The 7863-nt window shown below is 59.5% G+C and carries 7 protein-coding genes; all 7 read left to right on the top strand.

The annotated features are described in order from the left end of the window. The coding region (locus IBX59_RS14450) for a GMC family oxidoreductase (protein ID WP_296376811.1) at positions 1 to 506 on the top strand (506 nt) is incomplete at its 5' end. Further along, entirely contained in the window at positions 503 to 2098 is a 1596-nt protein-coding gene (locus IBX59_RS14445; protein WP_296376808.1) for a GMC family oxidoreductase, read from the top strand. The genes IBX59_RS14450 and IBX59_RS14445, both read left to right, overlap by 4 nt. Further along, positions 2095 to 2403 (top strand): Dabb family protein, encoded by a 309-nt coding sequence (locus IBX59_RS14440; protein ID WP_296376805.1) that lies wholly within the window; start codon positions 2095 to 2097, stop codon positions 2401 to 2403. Before IBX59_RS14445 ends, IBX59_RS14440 begins: the two co-directional genes overlap by 4 nt. A 30-nt stretch (positions 2404 to 2433) precedes the next feature. Beyond that, complete coding sequence (locus tag IBX59_RS14435; protein WP_296376803.1) at positions 2434 to 3438, top strand: LacI family DNA-binding transcriptional regulator; 1005 nt, start codon at positions 2434 to 2436, stop codon at positions 3436 to 3438. A 91-nt stretch (positions 3439 to 3529) separates the two neighbouring features. Beyond that, the gene (locus IBX59_RS14430; RefSeq protein WP_296376800.1) at positions 3530 to 4693 is read left to right on the top strand and encodes a Gfo/Idh/MocA family oxidoreductase; all 1164 of its coding nucleotides are present in this window, start codon (positions 3530 to 3532) and stop codon (positions 4691 to 4693) included. Positions 4694 to 4740: 47 nt separating this feature from the next. After that, entirely contained in the window at positions 4741 to 6777 is a 2037-nt protein-coding gene (locus tag IBX59_RS14425; RefSeq protein ID WP_296376798.1) for an FAD-binding protein, read from the top strand. A 2-nt stretch (positions 6778 to 6779) separates the two neighbouring features. Continuing rightward, on the top strand, positions 6780 to 7709 hold the full coding sequence (locus IBX59_RS14420) for a sugar kinase (protein ID WP_296376796.1): 930 nt from the start codon (positions 6780 to 6782) through the stop codon (positions 7707 to 7709). Positions 7710 to 7863 lie beyond the last annotated feature (154 nt).

Below are 7863 nucleotides of genomic sequence, written 5' to 3'. Positions count from 1 at the left end.
CGCCCTTGGGTAATATCCAGATGCTGGGCAAGATCACCGGTCCAATCCTTGCGGCCAATAGCACCCTTCCGCGCTGGCTGGCCCATATGATCGCCGCGCGCAGCTTTGATTTTTACGTCATGTCCGAAGACCTGCCCAACCCCGATTCCCGGGTCACGGTTAAGGGTGGGCAGATCAAGCTGGATTGGCAGCGGTCCAACTGGAACGCGCATTTGCAGCTTGTGGCCAAGCTCAGGCAGGCCCTGCGCAAGATCGGGTTTCCGATTGTGGTGTCGCAGGCTTTTGATCGGCGCACGCCGTCGCACCAATGCGGCACGGCGCGGATGGGGGCAGACCCCGCGACCAGCGTGGTCGACACCTTCTGCCGCAGTCACGATCACAAGAACCTGTTCATCGTCGATGCTTCGGTTTTGCCGACCTCGGCGGCTGTAAACCCCGCGCTGACAATCGCCGCCCTCGCGCTGCGGGCAGGGCGCCATATTCAGGAAACGGACTTCGCGGCATGACGACAGAAGGTTTTGATTTCATCGTGATCGGGGGCGGGTCTGCGGGGTCTGTCATCGCTGCGCGTCTGTCTGAAATCCCTGATGCACAGGTGCTGTTGCTCGAGGCGGGCGGCAGTGACCGGCACCCGTTTTTCCACCTCCCTGCCGGCTTTGCCAAGATGACCAAGGGGATCGGTTCCTGGGGCTGGTCGACGGTGCCGCAGCGATCAATGCAGGGCAAGGTTTTCAATTACACGCAAGCCAAGGTGATTGGCGGTGGGTCTGCGATCAACGCGCAAATCTACACGCGCGGGGCCGCGCAAGACTACGACGAATGGCGTCAGATGGGCTGCGAGGGTTGGAGTTACGCTGACGTTCTGCCCTATTTCAAAAAGTCCGAGGACAACGATGTCTACAGCGGGGAATTTCACGGTAAGGGCGGCCCCTTGGGTGTGTCTTTGCCCGCGGCCCCGCTGCCCATCTGTGATGCCTTCATCGCAGCGGCAGGACAGGTAGGAATCCCCAAGACAACCGACGTCAACGGACCCAAGCAGGACGGTGCGGGGTATTACCAACTGACCCAACGCAACGCGCGCAGGTCATCGGCGGCCATGGCGTTTCTGGGCCCTGCAAAGGGCCGCAAGAACCTGACCATCCGCACGAAGGCCAACGTGCGCAGGATCACGGTAGAAAACGGCCGTGCGACGGGTGTCGAAATGGCAGACGGCAGCAAGATCACCGCGGCGCGCGAGGTGATCCTATCATCCGGCGCGATAGGCTCGCCCCGTTTGTTGCAGCTGTCGGGGATCGGGCCTGCCGATGCATTGACGCCCCTTGGTATCGACGTGGTGATTGACCAGCCGGGTGTTGGTTCCAACCTTCAAGACCACCTTGATCTGTATGCAATCTGCGAAGTAACTGGTCCGCACACTTATGATCGCTTTGCCAAACTGCACTTGTCTGCCCTGGCGGGACTGCAATACCTGCTGACCCGCAAGGGGCCGGTTGCCTCGAGCCTGTTTGAAACGGGCGGGTTTTGGTATGCGGACGAAAATGCGCGCTCCCCCGATATCCAGATGCACCTTGGCCTTGGCACGGGCATCGAAGCGGGGGTTGCGGTTATGCCAAATGGCGGCGTGACCCTGAACGCCTGTCATCTGCGTCCAAGGTCGCGCGGCACCGTTCGCCTGCAAAGCGACAACCCCGCCGATATGCCCTTGATCGACCCCAATTACCTGTCGGACCCCTATGATCGGGAGATGTCGATCCGGGGGCTGAAGCTGGTGCAGCGTATTCTCTCGCAGAAGGCGCTTGCGCCGTTCATCATGGCCGAACGGCTGCCAGGGCCGGATGTGCAAACGAACGAGGAGTATTTCGACTTCATCTGCGTGCATTCCAAGACGTCGCACCATTGCGCTGGCACCTGCCGTATGGGCAGTGATGATGCCGCCGTTGTGGACCCGCGCTTGCGGTTCAACGGGATAGACGGGCTGCGGATTGCCGATGCGTCCATAATGCCAGCCGTCAATTCGTCCAACACCAATGCCCCTGCGATGATGATCGGTGAAAAGGCCGCCGATATGATCAAACAAGATCAAGGAATGACAACATGATCCGGCACATTGTTCTGACCAAATTCAAACCGGAAACGCCCGAAGACAAGATTGCCCAACTCTATCAGGGCCTGTCTGCGGTCATCGATAAGCTGCCGGGCGCGCACGGGTTTACGGGCGGGCGATCGGAAAGCCCCGAGCAGATCGAACGGGGGTATATGCACGGCTTTGTCATTGACTTTGATGACTGGGCGGTGCTTCAGGCCTATGCCGATAACGAAGACCACAAGGCGCTGGGGGCGCAGCTGGTGGCAAATGCTGTCGGCGGGATTGATGGCATACTGGTGCTTGACCTGCCGGTTTGAAACGGGCGAATAAAGGGACGAAGCAAGGCGATGAACTCGAGACCGACAATCTTCGATGTGGCAAAGAAGGCCAAGGTGTCGAAATCCACCGTTAGCCTTGTTTTGCAGGGCAATGATGTGGTCAAGGAAACGACGCGGCTGGCGGTTCGCAAGGCGATGGCCGACATCGGCTATGTCTACAATCGCTCAGCCGCGACGCTGCGGTCTGCGTCATCGGGGCTGATCGGGCTGGTAATCAACGATCTGCGCAACCCGTTCTTCACCGAATTCGCGACACTTTTACAGATGGAGCTGGCGCGCAACGACTTTGCCACCGTCCTTGCGAATTCGGACGAAGATCCGGCGCTGCAGACCCGCATGATTTCGTCGCTGGTTGAACACGGTGTGTCGGGTTTCATTATTTCGCCCAGCTACGGCGACGATGAGGGGGCGGTGTCAGTCCTGAGGTCGACCAATACACCAACGCTTCAGGTCTTCCGTTCGTTGAAATCGGAAGGTCATGACATTCCGTTTATCGCGCCTGACTACGAGCGGGGTGGGCGGCTGGCCGTGGAACATCTTGTTGAAATGGGGTGCAAGCGCATCGCGTTCCTCGGCGGGCTTGAAGGGCGGCCGGTGACCGAAGCACGCATGAGCGGATACCTCGCCCTACTGGCAGAGATGGGCACCCCACCTGTGGTGCTGACGGGGCAGGCAACGCGGTCCTTCGGCAAGACAATGGCGGCCAGACTGCAGGCCGACTATCCGGACGTTGACGGGGTTATCTGCTTTAACGATCTGGTGGCCCTTGGTGTGCTGTCTGCGTGCCCCGAACTGGGTGTGAAGGTTGGCCGCGATCTGCGTGTGGTAGGCTTCGATGATATCGAAGATTGTCAGGACAGCTATCCGCCGCTCAGCTCGGTCAGCTGCAATATCCCCGATTTTGCCAAGTCTGCCGCCGAACAGATCCTGGCATGGGTCAAAGACGGTGTCGCGCCGCAAATGACCGCGCGCAGCCCTGTGAAACTTATCAAACGAGCCTCAAGCGGGGGCTAATCACCAACACGGGACGTCAGGGGCAGACCGTGGTTCTTGACACCTAAAATATGGAAAGTTCCATATTCATCCCGATCGAAAGGATTGCACAATGACCGAGGTAAAAGTGGCAGTTTTAGGCGCGTCCGGATGGATGGGCAAAGTGCACACGATGGCCTACCAGACGTTCCCACATTTTTTTGGGGACAGCGGTGGTACTGCGCGGGTCGTGGCCTTGGTCGAGGCAAACGCAGATGCTGCCAAAAGCCTTGCATTCCGTGCACCGGGCGCGAAAATCCTGAGCACATGGCAAGAGGCCGTCGCGCTTCCAGACATTGACCTGATCGACATCTGCCTGCCGGACAACCTGCATTACGAGGTCGCCAAGGCAGCACTTTTGGCGGGAAAACACGTCTATTGCGAGAAACCTCTGGCCGATACGGCAGCGCAAGCGCGCGAACTGGCCGATATTGCCAGCGCCAAAGGATTAATCACCCGTGTCGGCCATGCTTTCCCGCGCAATCCGGTGCATGATCTTGCCAAAGAGATCATCGACGCCGGAGAGATCGGGGATATCAAGCTGTTCAAGGCCTGCCAACATGTCGACATGTATGGCGATCCGCTGGCCCCGTACATGTGGCGCGCGAATGGGGACCTGGCACCTACTGGCATCATTGGCGACACGGGCAGTCACGTGTTTAGTTTCATGGAATTTCTGGTCGGCAGGGTAAGCTCCTTGATCGCGGACAATTTCATCGTCACCGAAAAACGCCCGGTTGTTGACGGTGCTGGATTCGGCGAAGATACGGTTCTGAACGGGGATGAGGAATGGGCCGATGTCACCAACCCCGATGGGTCCAACATTCTTTGCAGATTTGCCAATGGCGCCCGCGGGCTTGTGGATTTCAGCCGCGTCGCCACAGGCCGCAAGTTCATGCAGACCTACGAGATTTACGGCACCAAGGGCAGTCTGGCCTACACCTATGACGAGGTGAACCGGCTGCGGTTTTATTCCAACGACGATAAAATCGGGCGTCGGGGCTACCGCGAAATTGACGTGGGCCCAGAACATGAAACCTATCGCGCTTTCCTGCCGCTCCCAAATTTCGCCCTGGGATATAACGAAAGCAAAATCATCGAGGTGGCCGAAGTGGTGCGTTCGATCGTATCCAACAAGCCTATGTGGCCGACCTTCGAGACAGGGCACCACATCTGCCAGATCGTAGACGCCTGTATGGCCTCTTCTGCGCAACAACGCTGGGTCGACATCGCATGAGTATGTCTGTTCCCCAACATATCCTTAATGCGCTCACGGATGTGGACATGCCCCGCCTGACGACGGCGCCCAAAGCGGCGCAACACATGACCGTCGCAGGCTTCGACATCCCCGTATTCCGCACAGGCAGCCTTGTGATTGGCAGCGGGGCCGCCGGACTGCGCGCCGCGGTCGAGATGAAACGTCGCAGAGTGGACGTCACCATCATCAGCCAAAGTGCGTGGGGTGGCACATCGGCCTGTTCGGGGTCGGACAAACAGACATTGCACACGGCCAACACCAAGGATCAGGGGGACAATTTCCAAGCCATGGCCGCCGCAATCCGTGGCGGTGGGGCGATGGATGAAGACACCGCCTATGTCGAGGCGGTTGGATCAATCCGCGCTATGGCGTCGCTTCAATACCTCGGCCTACCGCTGCCTCAGGATGATCTGGGCGGCACGCTGCGCTATCAGACGGACCATGACGAAGTCGGGCGCGCTACGTCTTGCGGGCCGCGCACGTCGCGGCTGATGGTAAAGGCGCTGGCAGAAGAGGCGTTGCGCCTCGACATCCCGTTTTATAACCAGACGACAGCCGTAAAGGTGCTGACCGAAGGGCAGGGCGATCAAGGGCGTGTGGTGGGGGTTCTGGCAATCCGTCCAACGACAAGTTCGGACGCCAACCCTTACGGGCTCGCGCTGTTTCAATGCGCGGCCCTCGTCTTTGCGGCAGGTGGGCCGGGCGAGCTTTATCGCGACAGCGTTTTCCCCAACGGATGTTTCGGCAGCCTTGGGTTGGCACTTGAGGCGGGGCTTGAACTGGTCAACATAACTGAAAGCCAGTTCGGGATCGGCACGCGGCGCGAAGGGTTCCCGTGGAACCTGTCGGGCACCTATGTGCAGGTCATCCCGCACATCTATTCCGTGGACGCGGACGGGCACGAACACCACTTTCTCGGCGACTATTACCGCACCACCCAAGAGATGGCGTCGAACGTCTTTCGCAAGGGATACCAATGGCCGTTCCATGCCAGCCGCATGCTGGATTTCCAATCCAGCCTCGTTGATCTGGCGATCTTCAAAGAAAGTAAGAAGGGTCGGCGGGTCTTTATGGACTTCAACCGCAATCCCTTGCCGGTGCCGGGCGACCAGCCCTTCAGCCTTGATCGGTTGGACGACGACGTGCGCAGCTACCTGACCCACGCTGGCGCGACGCAAGCCACGCCCATTGACCGGCTGCGCCACATGAACCCGCTCGCGATTGAACTCTACAAACGTTACAAAGTCGATATCGTCGCCGACCCGTTGGAATTTGCGGTGAACAACCAACACATGAATGGCGGCATCGCGGTCGACACTTGGGGGCGCACAAACATTGCCGGCATCTACGCGGTAGGCGAGGCCGCAGGCACCCACGGCGCCACCCGCCCCGGCGGGTCGGCGTTGAATGCGGGGCAGGTCTTTGGCACCCGCGTGGCCGAACACATAGCCGCCAGCAAACATGGGCAGACCCCGCCCAGTGCAGATGTCAGCGGCCCGACAGCCGACGCCCTGCGCGACATCGAAGTGACCCTCCAAAGCGCCAGCCCCATTGCCCTAAGGAATGTGCGCGCTGAGGTTCAGGCCAGGATGAGCGACCATGCCGGTATCCTGTGTACGCCCCAAGGCGTGGCCAGCGCACGCAAAGAGGCCGAAAAGCTGAGCGATTTGATCCGACAGAATGGCATATCCTTTGCCCGCCACAGTGAGGTAGGGCGTGCCCTGCAATGGCAGCAGATGGCCCTTGCATCCCAGGCGGTTCTGACGGCTCTCGACTATTACATCGCGCAGGGCGGCGGCAGTCGCGGGGCGCGCGCTATTTGTGACCCCGACGGGGCGGCCTTGCCGCAGGCCCGCAGCGGCCCCTTGCCAGATGTCCGGTTCCGGCCCGAACGCGAGGAAGACAAACAGACGCAAATCTTCATCCGCTTGCAGAATGGCGAAATGACCATCACAACCCGTCCGAACCGCAAATTCGATGCAAATGCCAAATCCTTTTTTGAGCGCGACTGGCCCGCGTGGTTGACCGGTGGCATCTATGATTTGAAAAGCGGGGGCGCATAAAAATGCTTTCGTTCACCTCAAAACGAAGCGTCGCCATCGGTGAAGCGATGATCGAAATGGCGGTGGTGGGTGAGGGTACCTATCGGCGCAGCTTTGCAGGGGACACGTTCAACACCGCTTGGCACATGGCGCAGTTGCTGGGACCGGATTTTCCTGTCGGGTTCGCCACAAAGGTCGGCACCGACACGATCTCGCGCAGCTTTGTAGAAGAGCTTGAGGCGGACGGGATAGATGTTACCTGCGTCGCGCGCGATGCGGACCGCACGATGGGTCTTTACATGATCGAACTGGACGGGGCGGAGCGGCATTTTCACTACTGGCGCAATCACTCTGCAGCCCGCCTTCTGGGGGATGACGCCGGGTGGTTGGACCGTGTGGTGCGCGATGCGGGGCTGATCCATGTGTCCGGCATCACGCTGGCGATCTTGTCACCCGACGGGCGTTCGCGGCTCTGGAATGCCTTGGCGCAAGCCCGCCTGCGCGGTGCGCGGGTGTCGTTTGATCCCAATGTGCGGCCCCGATTGTGGACCAGCGCAACCGAAACACGCGACACGCTCGCGTGGTTCTTTGAGATCACAGACATCGCGTTGCCCAGCTTTGATGACGAAACCGCGCTCTGGGGCGATATGTCACCCGATGCGACCTTAAATCGGTTCGCGAAGGCCGGTGTCACCGAAATCGCACTCAAGAATGGCGCAGGCGCGGTTCAGGCGCGCTCGGACGGGGTAGAAACCTCTGTCCCCACGCCGCCTGTCAGCGACATTCGTGATACGTCAGGCGCGGGGGATGCTTTCAACGCGGGTTATCTTGCCGCGCGATTGTCGGGCATGGATCAGGCTGACGCGATCGCATGCGGGCAGCGGGTTTCATCGCGGGTTATCCGCTATTTCGGAGCACGCTTGTCAAAAGAAAACGTGCCCAAATTTGAATGAGGCAGGCGGTTTGGTTCTGTCGCGCCCCCAAATTCAAAAAGCGCTGAGAAGGCCGCGCGCTCTATCAGGGGTAGATTCCGGCTGAGTGCAGGATGACACCCTAAGAGGCTGATCGAAAATGAGTTGAGTGAATTCAGCAGGTTGTGATTCTGTT

Source organism: Yoonia sp. (genome assembly GCF_014859355.1).
Lineage (GTDB): Bacteria > Pseudomonadota > Alphaproteobacteria > Rhodobacterales > Rhodobacteraceae > Yoonia.
This window is presented reverse-complemented; position numbering and strand designations above follow the sequence as displayed.